13 protein-coding genes and 1 pseudogene are annotated in these 17,332 nt (G+C 59.1%); 1 reads left to right on the top strand and 13 read right to left on the bottom strand.

Going from position 1 to position 17,332, the window contains the following annotated elements:
• Positions 1-939, top strand: a pseudogene (locus I8N66_RS29405) (hypothetical protein); the annotation flags it as partial.
• A gap of 98 nt (positions 940-1,037) precedes the next feature.
• On the opposite strand, the gene I8N66_RS29400 reads toward I8N66_RS29405, so the two are convergent.
• The 13 genes from I8N66_RS29400 to I8N66_RS29340 all read right to left on the bottom strand — a co-directional run bounded on the left by I8N66_RS29400 (position 1,038) and on the right by I8N66_RS29340 (position 17,109).
• The gene (locus tag I8N66_RS29400; RefSeq protein WP_291161603.1) at positions 1,038-1,802 is read right to left on the bottom strand and encodes an arsenic resistance protein; all 765 of its coding nucleotides are present in this window, start codon (positions 1,800-1,802) and stop codon (positions 1,038-1,040) included.
• Between the two features lie 505 nt (positions 1,803-2,307).
• Positions 2,308-3,123 (bottom strand): ATP-binding cassette domain-containing protein, encoded by an 816-nt coding sequence (locus I8N66_RS29395; RefSeq protein WP_291161599.1) that lies wholly within the window; start codon positions 3,121-3,123, stop codon positions 2,308-2,310.
• Between the two features lie 10 nt (positions 3,124-3,133).
• Positions 3,134-4,018, bottom strand: coding sequence for an ABC transporter ATP-binding protein (locus I8N66_RS29390; protein ID WP_291161596.1), 885 nt, complete (start codon positions 4,016-4,018; stop codon positions 3,134-3,136).
• Positions 4,015-4,950, bottom strand: a complete 936-nt coding sequence (locus I8N66_RS29385) for an ABC transporter permease (protein WP_291161593.1) — start codon at positions 4,948-4,950, stop codon at positions 4,015-4,017. The genes I8N66_RS29390 and I8N66_RS29385 overlap by 4 nt, the downstream gene beginning before the upstream one ends.
• A 13-nt stretch (positions 4,951-4,963) precedes the next feature.
• The gene (locus I8N66_RS29380) at positions 4,964-5,881 is read right to left on the bottom strand and encodes an ABC transporter permease (RefSeq protein WP_291161609.1); all 918 of its coding nucleotides are present in this window, start codon (positions 5,879-5,881) and stop codon (positions 4,964-4,966) included.
• A gap of 65 nt (positions 5,882-5,946) precedes the next feature.
• Positions 5,947-7,488, bottom strand: coding sequence for an ABC transporter substrate-binding protein (locus I8N66_RS29375; protein WP_291161591.1), 1,542 nt, complete (start codon positions 7,486-7,488; stop codon positions 5,947-5,949).
• Between the two features lie 75 nt (positions 7,489-7,563).
• Positions 7,564-8,496 carry a D-2-hydroxyacid dehydrogenase gene (locus tag I8N66_RS29370; RefSeq protein WP_291161588.1) on the bottom strand — a complete coding sequence of 311 codons (933 nt, stop codon included), beginning with the start codon at positions 8,494-8,496 and terminating at the stop codon, positions 7,564-7,566.
• Between the two features lie 417 nt (positions 8,497-8,913).
• Complete coding sequence (locus I8N66_RS29365; protein ID WP_291161585.1) at positions 8,914-9,801, bottom strand: SMP-30/gluconolactonase/LRE family protein; 888 nt, start codon at positions 9,799-9,801, stop codon at positions 8,914-8,916.
• A gap of 156 nt (positions 9,802-9,957) precedes the next feature.
• Positions 9,958-11,187 (bottom strand): mandelate racemase/muconate lactonizing enzyme family protein, encoded by a 1,230-nt coding sequence (locus tag I8N66_RS29360; protein ID WP_291161582.1) that lies wholly within the window; start codon positions 11,185-11,187, stop codon positions 9,958-9,960.
• 18 nt (positions 11,188-11,205) lie between these two features.
• The gene (locus I8N66_RS29355; RefSeq protein ID WP_291161579.1) at positions 11,206-12,939 is read right to left on the bottom strand and encodes an ABC transporter ATP-binding protein; all 1,734 of its coding nucleotides are present in this window, start codon (positions 12,937-12,939) and stop codon (positions 11,206-11,208) included.
• A 13-nt stretch (positions 12,940-12,952) separates the two neighbouring features.
• Entirely contained in the window at positions 12,953-14,092 is a 1,140-nt protein-coding gene (locus I8N66_RS29350; protein ID WP_291161576.1) for an ABC transporter permease, read from the bottom strand.
• A gap of 4 nt (positions 14,093-14,096) precedes the next feature.
• The gene (locus tag I8N66_RS29345; protein ID WP_252161455.1) at positions 14,097-15,083 is read right to left on the bottom strand and encodes an ABC transporter permease; all 987 of its coding nucleotides are present in this window, start codon (positions 15,081-15,083) and stop codon (positions 14,097-14,099) included.
• A gap of 73 nt (positions 15,084-15,156) precedes the next feature.
• Positions 15,157-17,109 (bottom strand): ABC transporter substrate-binding protein, encoded by a 1,953-nt coding sequence (locus I8N66_RS29340; RefSeq protein ID WP_291161572.1) that lies wholly within the window; start codon positions 17,107-17,109, stop codon positions 15,157-15,159.
• Positions 17,110-17,332: the final 223 nt, after the last annotated feature.

Below are 17,332 nucleotides of genomic sequence, written 5' to 3'. Positions count from 1 at the left end.
AAGGCGGAGGAAGGATACGTCGATTCCGTCTCGGAGTTTCGGGGGCTCTATTCCATGCTGAAGGAGAAGCACATTCCCTTCGACGTACTTGCCGCCGAGTTGATCGCAACGATAGCCGCTGACGGAAGTCTGGCGCGGTATTCAACGATAATCCTTCCCGATCTCGGTGAAGTGGGCATGGCGGCTGAGTGCCTGGATGATTATGTCGTAACGGGCGGCAGTCTCGTGCTCACGGGAAGCAGCGCTGTGACTTCGGAAGGAGGAATCGAACTTTCGTCGGCTCCGGCCGCGATGAGGGCATCCAGCCCCAAGTCCGGAATTGAACTTTGGGCAACCTACATCTCCGACAGCGCACAGCCGAACGCCAGCGCGTTCCAATACAGTGGGGCGATCGTTCCCGTCTTCGGCAAACACGCAAGCTTTGTCTGGAAGCCGTCGAGCAGGAAGTCCGGTCACCTCCTCCCTCAAGCGCCTTACGGGCCACCTGAAAAATGCTACGGCCATATCAGCAGTGGCGAACCGGGAGCTGTTCGTATGTCGAGTGGCGAAGGAGTAGTTGTCCAGATCCCCTGGACAGTGGGGCGCACGTATCACGAGTTTGGCACGACCGCGATAAGAGACTACTTCCTCTCGACAATCGACGACCTGGTCAAGGTCCGCGTTTCCGCCAATCTGCCCGAGCAAGTCGAGGTAATCGTTGGGCAGGTCGACGGCGGTGAGGTCATCCACGTCATAAATCAGACCGGGGCACGACGCAGAACTTTCGGGCCGCATGTTCGGATTGCCGAAGGAAGTCTCCGGGTCCGCGACGGATCGGGATCGCCGAAGCTTTTGGTTTCACAGCGGTCGCCGGAGACGAAACGGGAAGGTGACGATCTGATTATCGAACTGCCGCCTGTGGAGCTGTTCGAGGTCATCTTTGTCCCTACGTCGCCATAACAACAGCGCGCGCCCAAGCGGAGGTCGCAACCCCTAACGAGCAGACGTGTTCTATCGGGCCGTTCGCAAGCGTCGTTCCGAACGGCCTTCGACGCCCACTAAGTCGCGGGTGTCACTGTGCTCGAACCAAGCTTTGGTGCCAGACGGACATAGACCAGTTCGCTGACAAGCTCGACGAGCGTCTGCGTTAGGATCACTGCGGGAAGCACGGGGACGGCGAAGGCCAGCGGCAAAACGACCAGAGAGTTGCGGGTGGCGGCGCTGAAGGCGCCCGAGCGTGCCGCCGGCACGCCGAGCCGGAACAGCCTGGCGTTGGCCCAGCCCGCAAGCGGTGCGATGAAGGCGAAGGCCACGTAGATCGGCAAGGCCGTCGTCAAGGGCCGGGCCGAGCTGCGGCACCACCGCTGCGACGACGACAAAGAGCACGACGGCGGTCGCAGGAACAGGCAGCAGCCCCAGTGACGCAGTGGTCCGTGCTCCGACCAGGCTCCTGCCAGCCCAGAGCTGAAAAACACGGCAAGTGCCAGGGGAACCGCGATGAGCCAGACGAACGCATCCACGAACGGTCCGATCTGAACGAGTGCGGCCGCACCGGATCCGAGGAATAAGACCCGATAGCCCGGCAGCAGCAACATCTGGTCGATCAGGAGTGCGGGCGTCGCCGCAAGCAGGAATCGAGCGTCAGCACGACCGAGGTGCGAGAACGTGACGACATAGTCGATGCAGGGTGCGAGCAACACCAGCAATACGCCGAGGCGCAGCATGGGACCGGCAGGCAGGAACTGGACGAGCGCCGCCACGATGGCGGGGAAGGAAGTTGGTAATGAGCAGGACCGCGTGAAACCTGAACCGGGAGAATGCATGCCGTAAATCGGCGAGCGGAAGCTGAAGCAAGGTCACGAAGAGCATCAGAGCCAGGGCAGGATTGATACAGATCGCCAACGCCGTTGTGCCGGGGATGACGAGCGCGGCGACCGTCGCCAGGACCACGGCGCAGACGTAGACGCCGACTTGGCGTTCCTCGAGTGTTTCGCGGAGGCCGGTCAAACGGAGTGCTTTCCACTGTCAGATGCATCGCGGCAATGTTTCATGCAGTCAGAGCGATAACAACACCGGTCAGATTTTCGGGGTCGGCCGTCGGAGCCACTTCGCCATTGCGCTTTCAATGGCCGCCCTGTCCGTTCGGCTCCGGAGAGGGTCATTCGTCGAGTTGATAATCCCGAGGTTCTTCTTAAATAGACGCGTGATTCAGTTCCCGATGTCTACCTGGCGGCGGCGAGTGAACGAGTCAATTCTTTTGGGGCCGCGGAACCGCGGCCCTGCCCAAGTTATACCTTTGATCAATCAATTGACCTGGTTAGGCGATGTTCAGTGCTGCTCTGCAGCCATCGGCGACGAAGCCAACAACGACTTCGTATACTCATGTCGTGGGTTCTCGAATACCGATGCAGTGGGCCCTGCCTCGACGAACGCTCCCTTGTTCATCACGGCGACCTTGTTTGCGACGAGGCGCACGAGAGGCAGGTCATGCGAGATGAATATGTATGCCAGGCCACGCCGCTCCTGAAGCGACATCAAGACCTTGATCACCTGAGCCTGAACCGATACGTCCAACGCGGACACCGGCTCGTCCAAGATCAAGATCTTGGGCTCAAGTGCGAGCGCTCGAGCGATCGCGACACGCTGTCTTTGTCCCCCCGACAGTTGGTTGGGATAATAGGAGGAAAAGTGCTGTGGAAGATTGACTTCCGCCAGCAGCGCATCGATCCGCGCCTTGCGCGCAGATTTCTCGACCACTCCGGCATGGATCTGCCAGGGCTCCGAAATGATCTCTGCCACCGTCCTTCTGGGGTGAAGGGACGCATAGGGGTCCTGAAACACCATTTGAAGGTACCGACGCTGCCGCTGCATGTCGGCATGCGAGAAGCGCAGGATGTCGTCGCCTCGGTAGAGAACGGCACCACTATCGGCGTCCACCAGCCGCAGGAGTGTGCGAGCGAGCGTGGACTTGCCTGAGCCGGATTCTCCTACGACAGCCAAACATTCCCCTTCCTCGAGGGTGAAGCTGATATCGTTCACCGCGACGATTGCGCCTGGCGTCTTTCCGCGACCACCGAAGGTCTTGCGGAGATTTCGCACCTCGAGCAACGGCGGTTCAGTGGGGGTGTGCGTTTTGTCGTTCATAAGGCATTCCCTATTGGCTGATCACGACCTGCGGGGCGGACGCGCTACCTCCGCCTCCCGATGACGAGTCCGTCACAAAGGCCTCTGGAATGGGTTCCAAGTCGCGCCAAGATTTGACCCGACCGGGATGTGCCATAAGCAATGCGCGGGTGTAGGGATGGCGCGGCCGTTGGAAGATTTCCTCGGTAAGCCCCTCTTCCACGATTTGACCGGCATACATGACGATGATCCGCTTCGAGATCATCCGGGCGACGGCAAGGTCGTGCGTCACGAAGATAAGACCCATGCCGGTCTCGGCCTGCAAGCTCTTGATCAAGCGCAAGATGCCTGCCTGAACCGTTACATCGAGGGCGGTAGTCGGTTCGTCGGCGATGAGGATCTTCGGCTTCATCCCAATCGCCATTGCTATACAGATGCGCTGCCGCATGCCTCCCGAAAACTGATGGGGGTAGTTGTCGAAACGGTCCTTCGCGTTGTGGATACCAACTTGTTCCATAATGCGGATTGCTTCCGCCCGTGCAGCTTTGGTGGACATCCTCATGCGTACGGCGAAGATCTCGCTGAGCTGTGAGCCGATGGTGTATACGGGGTTCAGTCCGTCGAGGGCGTCCTGGAAGACCATCCCGATCCCGAGCCCACGGATGTCTTGCATGGCCTTTTCCGACCGGCCCACGATCTCGGTGCCGTTGAACATAATGCTGCCACGAACAATGCCCGGCGCGTCGACGAGCCCTAGCAGAGACCGCCCCATCACCGTCTTGCCGGAGCCGCTCGCTCCAACCACGGCAATGGCATCGCCCATCTCCATCGAGAACGAAACGCCGCGCACGGCGTCGACCGTCCCAAAGCCGCTCTCGAAGGTGATCCTTAGATCGGATACTTGAAGCAAGCTCATTGGGCTGCTCCTTTCTTCTTCTTAGCTCGGAAGAACAGCGTGCTCTGGGCCGGGTCTTCCACCGCACGGAGCCAGTTCGACAGGATGTTGGCCGACAGGGCGGTCAGAACGATGACCGCACCGGGGAAGACCGCGACGAACCAGGCCGATTTCAGATAGGCGCGTCCGTCCGAGACCATCATTCCCCAGTCCACGTCGGGGCGCTGCAGGCCGATCCCCAGGAACGTGAGACTTGCCGCAGCCAGGATGACGGCCGCCACCTCCAGCATCGCCAGCGTTCTGATTGTCGGAAACACAAGAGGTGCTATCTCCCGTGTCATGATCCGCCAGTTCGACGCGCCTAGCGATCTTGCGACTTCGACGAACATCCGCTCTCGAATTTCCATCGTCTGTGCACGGGTAGTCCGCAAGTAGACGGGAATGCGGGTGATCCCGAGCACAATGATTAGGTTGAAAATGCTCGGCTGAAGTACAAACAGCACGACCAGCGCCATCAGGAGCGAGGGAATGGTGTGCAGAATGTCCGCGATGCGGAGCAGGATGTTGTCGATCCAGCCCCCAAAGTAGCCCGACACCAGGCCGATTGCGTAGCCAAGGGCGGCCGATATTCCGACGGCGAATACCGCGATGAGAACCGATGTGCGCGCCCCGACGATCAATTGAAGCATGATCGGGCGTCCCAGGCTGTCTGCTCCGAGGAAAAAGGCAAAGCCCTTGTCCATCTGGAACGGTGCGAAGAATCGCAGCGCGATGGTCTGGTTGTTCGCCTGCTCGATGACGAGGGGCGCGACGACGAAGGCCATCACGATCACGAACAACAGCCAGCATGCGGAGGCGACAGCCAAGGGCGAAGCGACGAACATCTGCCAACGAGGGGAGGCGCGCCAGCGCGTCAGGCGATTTCCGGCTGTTGAGAGAAAAGCGGTTTGCAACGGAGTTACTCCCTCACGTCAGTCTGATGCGGGGATCGACGATCATGCAGATGATGTCGATCAAGAGATTGAGAATGATGACAGAGAGTCCGATGACCACAACGCTTGCTTCTAAAACCGGAAAGTCTCGGTTCAAGATTGCGCCCACGATCGACCGTCCGATGCCCGGAAACGCGAAGACCACGCTCACGATCACCGCGCCATTCACCATCCCTGCCGCGATATCGCCGGCAACGGAGATGATCGGAAGGGCAGCGTTGCGAAGCGCATGACGGTAGATGATCCGCCGTCCAGAGATGCCACGCGCTCTGGCGTTGCGAATGTAGCCGGACGAGAGGACGTCGATCATCGCGCCACGAACAACCTGCGTCAGCACGCCGATAGGGCCGATGCTCACGGTCGCGACTGGGAGGATCCAGGACAGCCAACTATTGCTACCTGATGTGGGCAAGACCCGTAGTTGCACTGCAAAAAGCAGGATCCCGACGAGAGCGAACCAGAAGTGGGGCATGCTGCTTGTCATGAGCGACAAGATGGTGATGACCCGGTCGGGGGTGCGAAAACGATAGACTGCAGCAAGCGACCCTAGCGCCAGAGCTGCCGCGATCGCGATAGCCATGGCGATCGCAGCCAGTAGCAGCGTCATAGGCATCTCGCTCAAAGCCGCCTCCATCGCAGGGCGCTGTTGCCAGATCGACATTCCGAAGTCGCCGTGCGCGAGCCTGCTGACAAAGATCCCGAACTGCTGGATGACGGGCTTGTCGAGCCCATAGGCTCGATTGAACGCCTCGATCACTTCCGGCTCGGCGCCTTCCGGAAAGAACAGGTCGATGGGCGACCCGGTCAGTCTGGAAAGGAAGAACACGACAACAACAACGCCGAGAAGGGTCACGAGACCCGAAACTAACCGGCGGCCTAAAAAAGTTAACATTGCTAATTCCTCCGATGCAGGAGCCGCCTGGAGAACGCGGCTCCTGCATGTGGACCACGTTCCAATCAATCGTCGAGGGTGATATCCGCGATGCGAATCTCGAGCCCCGACAGCGGGTTTGGCTGGTAGTGGACACCCTCAGCCAGCATGATCAGCCTGATCTGCTCGGCGACGCCGATCATGCCCGCCTCCTTGAGGAGAAGGCTCGACGCCTGCTGGTAGAGTTCCGCGCGCTTGTCACCGGAGGCGACTTCAGCGTCGGCTACAAGCTTATCGAGCTCAGGATTGCAGATGGCCGAATTGATGCCCTTGCATGTGATGTACTTCGGGTAGCTGAAGCTCGCGTCGCCCGACGTGTTATCATGCGAGATCATCTGCAGCGTGGCGGACTCTTCCGGCGGGAACGGCTGCCGCAGGAATTCGCGCCAAGCCGTGTTCTCCATGCTCATGATGTTGGGATTGAGGCCCACTTCGCGCAGGTTCTGGGCGATCGCCTGGACGAGTTCGCCTCCGTCAGGAAGAATGTCCGGGCGGGTGATGATGTCGAACGAGGTCTCGACCGCATGGCCATCCGCCTTTGCCGCGGCGATCAGTTCTTTCGCCTTCGCCGGATCGAACTTGAAGGCCTGTTTGTCGTCATAGCCCGAGAGATATCCGTTCACCTGCGGTCCGAGCATCTGGTAGTACGGGGCGCCGGTCACGCCCAGGATGGCCGGCACAAGCGTGTCGCGATCTACGGCGTAGGAAAGCGCCTGGCGAACGCGTGGATCGACGAACGGCTCCTTCATGGTGCTGGGGCGCATGATGAAGATACGGTTGTCCTTGAACGTCACCGTCCGGCCGTCGTCGGTGGCATCCTGCGCTTGGATGCTCAAGGCAATCTGAGCCTCACCCGTCTCTACCATGCTTGCGCGAACCGACGGCTCCTTTCGGTAGATATAGGTGACGTCCTTGATCTGCGGAGCTTTGCCCCAGTAACCATCGAAGCGGCTCAGCTTGACCGACTCGCCCTGCTTCCTGCTGACGAACTGGTACGGGCCGGTGCCGACAGGGTTGAGGACCTTGTCGGGCTTGGTTTGGCTGGCCAGATCACCAATGTCGACATAGGAAAGTCGAAGCGGCAGGATCGGATCGACGACCGTCGTCGTAACTCTCAGCGTCTCGTCATCGACGACTTCAGCTTTCACCGGGTCCGGAATTTGCCCGCTGTTGAGGCATGCGAGGCCGGGGTAGTTCGGTCCGCCCTGAGTTCGCATGATATTTGCCGCAGCTGCGGCGGCGTTGAAGTCGGTGCCATCATGGAACTTGACACCTTTCTTCAGCTTGAACTCCCATACGACGTCGCTGGTCTGCTTCCAGGACTCCGCGAGAAGCGGCTCCACCTTGCCGTCGACCGGACTGACATGCGTCAGGGATTCGAACAGGTTTCCACGTGCGATGTTCCCGTTCTGCGCGGGTTGGGTGTCGCAAGGGTCGAGCGAATCCAGCTCGACGGCTAGAACAACGGTGATCGGCTTGTCCGATGCCTGCGCAAAGGCCGGCATCGCAGTCAGCATGGTGGCAGCGCTCGCCGCGGCGATGGCGCTCAGTACGAGATTGCTTTTCATTTCATCCTCCCTGATGTTGAACCCACTGGCTGCGGTGGTCGGTTCCTCCCGCAAGCCAAAACTTTGATGCCGCCCTCACGACTTGGGCGTGAACATATCTTTCGCGCTCAGCGCGTTGAGCATGGGCTCGCCTGAAAGGTAGCGGCCGATGTTGTCCAGTATCATGTTGATCGACCGGCGACGCTTGTCGGGCAATCCAGGCGTCATGTGCGGCGTTATGAGTACGTTCGGCTGATCCCACAACGCCGAGTCCGCCGGCAGCGGCTCTTTACTGAAGACGTCGAGGCCAGCGCCCGCGATCTCGCCGGACTTCAGGGCCTCTAGTAAGGCTGCTTCATCGATCACCAGGCCGCGCGCCATATTGATGATAAGCGCCGTGCGCTTCATCCTCGCGAACTGCTGCGTCGAAAACATATGATAGGTGACGTCGGTGAGCTGCGTCGCCAACATGATGACGTCGGCTTCTTCGACCAACTGGTCGATGCTGTCTCCCCGCTCGGAGCAAAGCATAAGGTCGACGTTGGAAGGTGAAGAGACCACGCTACGATTGTAGGCAATCACCTTCATCTGGAACGCCTTCCCGAGAGCCGCCATCTCCACGCCCGTCTGACCGTAGCCGACAATCCCGAGCGTCTTGCCGGCAAGTCCCAGCTTTTCGCCATAGCCCGGAATTCCCCGCCAGACATGAGCGGTTTGCATCTCGATAAGTTGCTTGGCGTCATAGGTGAGCGCCAGAGCAAAGTAGAAAGCGTGCTGCGCGAGTGCCGCGGCTGATCTTCCTGCGGCGCCGGTGACGATCAGACCCTTCTCGAAGACCTCCGGCCGCGCTGACTTCGTTAGCCCCGAATGGTCGCAGTGCACCCACTTGAGGTTCGGAGCGTTGACGTACCGGTCGTCGAGATCGCCGGCGATAATCGCAACATCGACGGCCTCTAGGGCGGCTGCAATTCCCTTCTCATCCGTCGACGAGCAATGAATGAAGTCCGCCGGCGCAACCGCCGCCCGCAACTCGTCGAGCTCCTCCGGCGTGTAAGGGAGAGTGACGAGCGCTGCCTTGATCGGGCGATCATGGGACATTCTCGGCACGGCTGATGGCTGCTGCATTGCGTTAAATTCCTCCGATTCAATTTCCTGCGAAGGCGCCGCTCGTATCGCCGGCGCTCCGTCATGGTCCTGCGACCATTCTCACACTGCGATCTTATAGAACAGACAGGAAAAGGCAAGTATTAACAACTTTTATCGACCGGATTTGAGCAAACATTTCCGAATCCCCGGATTTCAGCGGGTTTTCGCCTTCAAGAGCCCCCGAGACAAAACAAATTTTGCCCTATCTGAGGGAGCCACGACGGTATCTCGGGAAGAAATTAGACGAGAGTAGAGAATTCTGCGGTGCGCTCAGGGTCGGAAGACGCCGCCAATTGCGCGCTATCTGGCGAGGATGTTCTCGCTGAACCTTGCGACAGGTGCGCCCGGCACGTCCACGGGAAATGCTATGACGGTTCCCGCAACCTCGGTGCCTGTGCGGGCCGAAGTCAAGGAAGTGACGAACATCGTCTTCATATCGGCCCCCCCGAAACAGGGCATGGTGGGCGCTGGCACGGGAAGCATTACCTTGCGATCAATGCGACCATCGGGAGCGATGCGGTTAAGGCATCCGGCGGTAACCCCGGCTGACCAATAGAATCCCTCCGCATCGCAAGCCGCGCCGTCTGGTCTGCCGTCGTCTTCGGTCAGTTCCACGACAATGCGCCGGTTTGAAAGCGCACCTGTCTTCAAGTCGTAATCGAAGCTTTGAACGTAGGAACTGCGGCTGTCCGAGTGATACAGCGTCGTGCCATCCGGGCTCCAGGCCAGGCCGTTCGAGACGATCAAGTCTCCAAACATCCGCGTCGCCTCCCCGTCAGGATCGACACGAAACAAAGAGGCGACACGCTCCTTCTCGGGTCGTGTGTCCATGCTTCCGACAAAGAAACGACCGTCGGGAGAAACCTTGGCGTCGTTCAGCCGGTTCATCGGCCGATCCGCTTCTGGATGACAAATGAGCTCAAATCGCTCGGCACGAGGGTCGAAGTAATGCACCCCCCCGCGCAGTGCGACGATCAATCGCCCATCCCGACATAGGCCGAATCCGCCGATCGTGCTCGGCATGACCCACCGATCGAGCTTCCTGCTGTTGAGGCTCAAGCGAAATAGCGCCGGGCCCCTAATGTCGATGAAGTACAACGCCTGCTCCCCGGCACTCCACAGCGGCCCCTCACCCGCTCCGATGGGCTGGTCTAAGAGATATTCAACTGTTGGATAGTCGATACGCACGGCTGGTCCCATCTTGGTACGATCTCGCTGGTCGCCTGAGCAGCAACGATAACTAGAAACCCCTGATTTGCTGCTTTCGCGAGCGGACAGGGTAGACCGGGTTGTCCCAGCCTACCCTTGAGGGCGCGCGATGTGCACGTTCTGCTAGTGACCGCGCTATTCTTGCGGCTGGCTCAAACGCAGGCGTGCTCGACGGCGGAGCCGTGGTTGGAAGTAGACGCATTCAGTGAGGGTGCCAGGCTCATAAGCACGCCCGTCGTCCGGCGGCATGTCGCCGATGTTTCGCCGGCTCGGATACTTTTCGATTTCTTCTTCGATGATCTCGACGCCCAATCCGGGCGCATTGGGAACCGGTAAATGACCGTCCGTGGCCTTGAGCACCGGCTTTACGACCTCGTAGCGCCCCGGCCAGTCAATCTCCACGCGCTCGAGCATAAGAGCGTTCGGAATCGTGGCCATGACATGCAGTGCGGCGAATTCCGCAACTGGCCCAAGCGAGCCGGAATGCGGCGCCACGGTGATGTAGTGCGACTCCGCCATTGCCGCCATCTTGCGCATCTGCGTGATGCCACCGGCACGACCGGTGTCGGGTTGAATGACGTCCACCAGATCACGATCGATGTAGGGACGGATGCCCCAAATATTGCTGACGCGTTCGCCCGCGGCGAGCGGGATGTCGACGGCGTCGCGAACCCTTTGCAGGGCATCGAGGTTTTCAGGTGCGACCGGATCTTCGAGGAAGAGGAGGTCGAGAGCCTCAAGCTCGCGCCCCAAGATGATGGCGTCCTGCGCCGTCATCCAGGATGGGCCGTGCGCATCGACCATGACATCCACCTCGGCGCCAACGGCCTCGCGCACTGCAGCAACCTTGCCGATGTCAACGGCCCCGGTGAATCCGACCTTGACGGCCCGATATCCTCGTTCGAGCAACTCGCGGGCCCGCTCCGGGGTTTTTGCGTGTCCATAAACGGGAATCCTGTTGCGGAACTGGCCGCCAAGCAGGTTCCAGATCGGCTGTCCCAACGCTTTGCCCTTGATATCCCAGAGCGCCATTTCGATGCCGGTCAATGCGCCGCCACCGATCGTACCAAGCATGCCGTGTCCCATCGATGCAACGAACATCCGGTGCCAGAGGCGATCGATGTCGCGAGGATCCTCGCCGATCAAAATCGTCCTATAGTCCTGAACTGCCGTCTGGGCCACCCTCGGCCATCCGGAGCATTCACCAACACCGGTGACGCCTTCGTCGGTCTCGATTTTCACGAACAGCCAGTTGCGCGAGCCACGGAAGTCCGCCTCACCGGCGACGCCAGTCGGCGAAGAGCCGGGCAGCCCCGGCCGCGCACCGACCTGCATGAGATAAGTCTTGATGTCTGTAATCTTCATTCTAATTCACCCTAGCTTTTATGCGTCTTCACGGTAGCGGACACGTTCTGCCATGCCGCGCTTCTTGGGGTCGGCGACCGGAACTGCGGACAGGAGCGATCGCGTATACGGATGTTGCGGATTGCTGCAGACGACTTCCGTCTCGCCCGTCTCAACTATGCGCCCACGGTACATGACCGCCACGCGATCGCAGAAGTAGCGGATGACTGCGATATCATGGCTGATGAAGATGAAGCTCAACTCGAGCCGTTCCTGCAGGTCGAGGAGGAGGTTCAGAATTTGCGTGCGTAGGCTGACGTCGAGCGCGGAGGTCGCTTCATCCGCAATTATGATACGCGGATTTGGCGCAATGGCGCGAGCGATCGAGATTCTCTGACGCTGACCTCCCGAAAACGCGTGCGGATAACGCTCGATTGCCGATGCCGGCAAACCAACGAGATCCAACAGTTCCGCCACCCGTTCCCTGAGGGCTTGGCCTGACAGCAACCCGTTGTTGACTAGCGGTTCGGCGATGATCTGGCCGACGGTCATGCGGGGATTGAGCGAGGCAAACGGATCCTGGAACACCATGCGCACGTCGCGCCAGGGCTGTTTCAAGGCCTGACCCTCAAGTGGAGCGAGATCGATCTGCCCCCCTGCCCGGTCTGTGTAGAGGATCTTGCCGGAGGTTACATTGTGCACGCGCTGCAGGCATCGGCCCAATGTCGTCTTTCCGGACCCGCTTTCGCCGACGATACCCAGGTTCTCGCCTGCCCTGAGTTCCAGATCGGCATTGTCGACTGCGACCAGGCTGCTGCGTTGAAGTCCCAGGAAGCCCTTCGAAAAGTTGTACTCCTTTCGGACCCCTTTCGAAACGAGGCACGGCGCGCCAAGAGGCCGTTCCTTGCGCATCGAAAGGCGCCGTTCCGAGGGACGGTCGAGTTCGCGAACGGCCTCCAAGAGTCGTTGGGTATATGGATGTTCCGGCTTCTCGAAGATCTGATGAACATCTCCACGTTCAACAACCTTTCCGAAGCGCATGACCGCGATTTCGTCCGCAATCTCCGCAACCACGCCCATGTCATGTGTGATGAACAACACGGCCATATCACTAGACGCCTGCAGCGACTGAATGAGAGCCAGGATCTCCGCTTGTATCGTGACGTCCAGTGCTGTCGTCGGTTCGTCAGCGATGAGGACCGAAGGGTTGCAGGCAAGCGCCATGGCTATCATCGCGCGCTGCCGCATTCCGCCGGAAAACTCGAAGGTGTATCTATCGATCGCCGACCCCGGATCGGGAATCTCCACCTTGCGCAACAACTCAACAGCCCGCTCGCGCGCTTCCTTTTTGGAAACGTGTTCGTGTAAGCGAATTGCCTCCCCGACCTGATCGCCAATCTTGTGTACCGGCGACAGGGAGCTCATTGGTTCCTGAAAAATCATCGCGATGTCACGACCGCGGATTGCGCGGATGGCGGCCGACTTCGGTTTGAGCGAAAGAACGTCCACGCAGTTCGGCTCGGCGCTACGATCAGAGCTACGCTGGAGGATCACCTGGCCTCCAACAACCTTGCCCGGAGGATCGACAATCTGCAGGATCGAACGAGCCATAACGCTCTTTCCCGAGCCGCTTTCCCCCACGACGCAGAGCGTCTTTCCTGCCCGCAGCTCGATCGATACATCATCTACAGCGCGATATGGACCAAGTCGGGTCTTGAACTCGGTGGTTAGGTTTTTCACTTCCAGAATTGTTCTATTATCCAAAGTAACCACGGCTCATTCCTTTTCAGCGGCTGTCTTGAGCGTAAGGGTCGGCAGCATCGCGTAGCCCGTCACCAAGGAAGTTCAGTGAAAGCACGGCGAGGCAAACGGCGGCGCCGGGAGCGAACAGCCAAGGCGCTTGGGCAATGGACCTGATGTTTTGTGCCTCCTTGAGCAGGACGCCCCACGAGATCGTGGGCGGCATCAAGCCCAGACCGAGGAATGACAATGAAGTCTCGGCAATGATCATCACCGGAATGGCCAACGTGACGGAGGCGATGATGTGGCTCATCATCGAGGGCATCATATGCCGGAAGATAATTCGCGTCGTACTTCCACCGTCGAGGCGGGCCGAGATCACAAAATCCTCGTTCCTGAGGGCGAGGAAACGTCCTCGCACCACACGCGCGAGTTCGGTCCATGCCACGAGAGAAAGGATGACAGTAATCGCAAAATAGCGCTGAGGCGGCGACCAGGACTGGGGTAGAGCGGCACTCAGCCCCAGCCAGAGCGGTATCGTAGGCAGGGAGAGGATCAGTTCGACAACCCTTTGGACAACCATATCGATCACTCCGCCGTAGTAACCGGAAAGCCCCCCGAGGATGAGGCCGAGCATAAGGCTCATTCCAACACCGATCAGGCCGATCGACATAGAGACGCGCGTCCCATGTATGATCCTGCTCAGCATGTCCCTGCCGAGGCGGTCCGCTCCAAGCAGATAGAAATGTTCCTCCTGGTTAACTGGAGCGAGGAGATGCCGCTCCATCGGTATCAGCCCCCAAAGCGCGTAGGGATCGCCCTTGCCAAATATCGAAAGATAGATTTTCTTGCCCGAATCCGGAATAAACGTGGTCTCGAGCGTAAACTTGTCGCGTTGTGCCTTCATTCCCTCGACATGAAGGCGCAGTTGCCAGCCGCCTTCAGCATCTCGATCTATGAGCCGCAGCATCTGTGGCGGATGGTAAATGTCCTTCGCAGAGGACGCGTTCGGATCGAACGGTGCCAGGAATTCGGCGAAGGCTCCAATGAGGTAGAGAGACAGGACGACAATCGCCCCCGTCATTGCTAGGCGATGCCGACGAAACGCTATCCAGATAAGGCGCCATTGCGAGGCCTGATCTTCGGCGGAGGTTGTGAGAAGGCGTGGATCTGCTGCTGCTGTCATTGGATCACCTGTAGCGAATTCGCGGATCGATCACGGCCAGCAGAATGTCTGAGACCAGCATGCCAATGATCGATAGGCAGCATAGGAGGAGGATGAAGGCACCGGCCAAGTACATGTCCTGCGCAAGCAGTGCTTGCAGAAGCAACGGACCCGACGTTGGGAGCGAGAGCACGAAGGCGGTAATCACAGCGCCGGAGATCAGATGCGGAAACGCCCAGCCGATCGTGGACACGAACGGATTCAGTGCCAGCCGGACCGGATACTTCATTATGAGATGGAACTCCGACAACCCCTTGGCGCGAGCCGTCGTTACGTATGGCTTGTGGAGCTCATCCAGAAGATTTGCGCGCATGATGCGGATCAAACTCGCCGTGGAACTGAGACCGAGGATGATCACCGGTATCCACAGATGCGCAAGCAGATCGACAACCTTGCCCCAGGACCAAGGAGCCTGCTGATACTCGGGAGAGAAAAGACCAGACACATCGGCGCCGAAGTAAACTACCGCGACGTACATCAGCACGAGCGCGACGAGAAAGTTCGGAGTGGCGAGCCCCATAAAGCCGATGCCGGTGATGATGTAGTCTCCAACGGAGTACTTCTTGACAGCGGAGTAGATCCCGATCGGAAACGCGAGCGCCCACGTGAACAGAAGAGTCGCGAACGCAAGCGTTACCGACAGCGCCATGCGTTCCCCGATCAACTGAGAGACCGGCTGCTGCCATTCGAAAGAGATACCGAAGTCGCCCGCGAGAACGCCGGATATCCAGCGGAAATACTGAACAAGGAACGGCTGGTCGAAACCGTAACGCTCTCGAAGCGCGTCGAGTCGGACTTGGTCTACCACGTCTCCTGACTGGGCAAGCGTTGCTGCGAACGTGGTGAGATAGTCGCCGGGTGGGGCGGATATTAGAGCGAAAGCGATGAGAGATGCCGCGAAAAGGAACGGGACCGCCCATAGAATGCGCCGCAGGATGTAAGCGAGTAGCATGAGCTCATCTTTCTGCGAGAAACGAAAGGCGTGACGCCGCGTCAGCAGCGCCACTTGTAATCATTGCTGATCTTCAGGCTCCCCAGAACCACGTCTGGGGGAGAGCCTGCGACGGTGCGGCGCAATACCAGGTGTTCGAAATCTCTTCCGGCACGTTCTTCATTTTGTTCTTGACGATGCCATAGGTCGACTGCGCCTTCGCCAGTCCGAAAACCTCGAACTCATCAGCGGCGATATCCGCGATCTTCTTGATGAGTTCCTTCCGCCGCTCAGGATCTACCACACCTTTCGCCTGGTCATAGAGCTTGATCCGCTCCTTCACGCTTTCCGGAGGCTCTTCGCCTTTCGACCCACCGCTCACGTACCAGTCGCGCCAAGCAATTCCCCATCGGCTGTCCTGGTGGAGCGGTACGATGTGTTGCGGGATCTGGCCGGGAACCCAGCTTTGAATGGCAGTCCACACCGCCGCGTCATGATCGTTGCTACCGGATGTCCGCTCGAAGAAGAACGTCCGTTCGAGGGGATTGATATCCACGTCGACGCCGATCTTTGCCCACTGCTGTTCCACAAGCTGCAAGATGTCGACCCACTCCGGATTGAATGTCGGGATGACGTCGATCTTGAACTTCAGCGGTTTTCCGGTTGGCAGAAGCCGCATCCCGTCCGCGCCGCGCTTGTCTAGGCCGATGCCATCGAGAAGGCCGTTCGCCTTGTCCGGGTCGAAGTCGAGGTATTGCGTCGAAATTCGCTTGTGGAAGTACGGATGGTTCTCGAACGGGCCGTGCTGCCACGGCTCGCCCTCACCGAGTAGCACCGTGTCAATGATCTCGCGCCGGTTCAGCCCAAGCGAAAGAGCGATGCGAAAGTCCTTCTTGTTGAACAGTTCGCGCAACTCAGTATTCTTATGGGTCAGATTGAGGTTGAAAATGGTATCGACGCCGCCGGGGGGCGTCGCGGCGAAGAACCGGTAGTCGCCCTTTTCGCGATTGGCCGCCAACACCGGGCGGTTCGCCGGGGGATCGAGGTGACGCAGTCCGAAATCGATACGGCCGCCGATTGCTGAGAGCACGAGGCTTTCGACATCCTGCGAGATGGCGCCGCTTACGCTGTCGATATAGGGCAACTGCTTGCCATCGGGATCGACCTGCCAGAAGTAGGGATTTCTCACAAGCACCACACGGGTGGCCGCCCCGACATAGGGCTCCCTTACGACCCAGGCGTCAAGCGTCGGGCGCTCGGGATTGGCCCATCGGGACGGAATTTCGATGTCACCGCATTTCTGAAGGAAAAGAGTCTGCCAGTCGCTTGCCCCGTTTTCCTTGATCATTTGCTGGATATTGCCGCTGTATTTGGGATGGAACTGCGAGCAGTAGTGCTTCGCATAGAGGACTGGGTGCTGCCCGAGCGGGCTGGCGAGCTCCGCCAGGAAGTCCCCGTAGGATTCCTTGAAAGAGAAGCGGACTGTCAGGTCGTCGACTTTTTCCACCTTCATGGGCTCGCCGCCCATGATGTAGCGTGGTTGCGTCGGCGCGAATTCGTTGTTGAGGACGATGTCCTCGATGTTGAAGAGAATGTCGTCGACCCCAAATGGATGACCGTCCGACCATCTCATCCCTTTGCGGAGATGGAATGTGAAAACGCGCCCTGTTTCATCAACGTCGTAGGACTTTGCGACGTTCGGCACGATCTCCGTGTAAGTCGGGTTCCACCGCACCAACCCCTGAGGGCCGACCATGCGGAGGATATTGTTGTGATCGGAGCTCCCCCGCAGACCGAACCGCAACTCGCCACCGTAGGTGCCGCCCCCCTCCAATGGCTGAACGATCAACGGCTCGGGGCCAACGCGTTCGGCCAAGGGCGGTAGTTTCCCCTCCTTTACAAGATTTGCCAAATCTGTCGCCTCATTTTGCGAAGCCTGGGCGCTAACGACAGATCCGAGCAACGGCAGCGCTGCGACGCCTGCCATACCCTTCAACACTGCTCGACGCCCAAATGACCGGGTGTCATGCTCACGATTGTTGCTCATTCAACGTTCCTCCTCCACTTTAAAAGCCTCGGTCAGCCTCCAGGGCCTTCCGTCCTCAAGCCTCTTGTCGCTGTGAAGTCGTATTACAGCTATTTACAAGTGTCAACGCTATTGCCCGTATTCGTAAAATGTGATTTCAATAGGTAAACAATAGTCCGAAAGCGAAGATTGGGCGGACGCAGGAAGGAGCGAACTTGTCTTCGCAATCCATACGTTGCTATAA

This window comes from Ensifer sp. SSB1 (assembly GCF_016652895.1).
Taxonomy (GTDB): domain Bacteria; phylum Pseudomonadota; class Alphaproteobacteria; order Rhizobiales; family Rhizobiaceae; genus Ensifer.
This window is presented reverse-complemented; position numbering and strand designations above follow the sequence as displayed.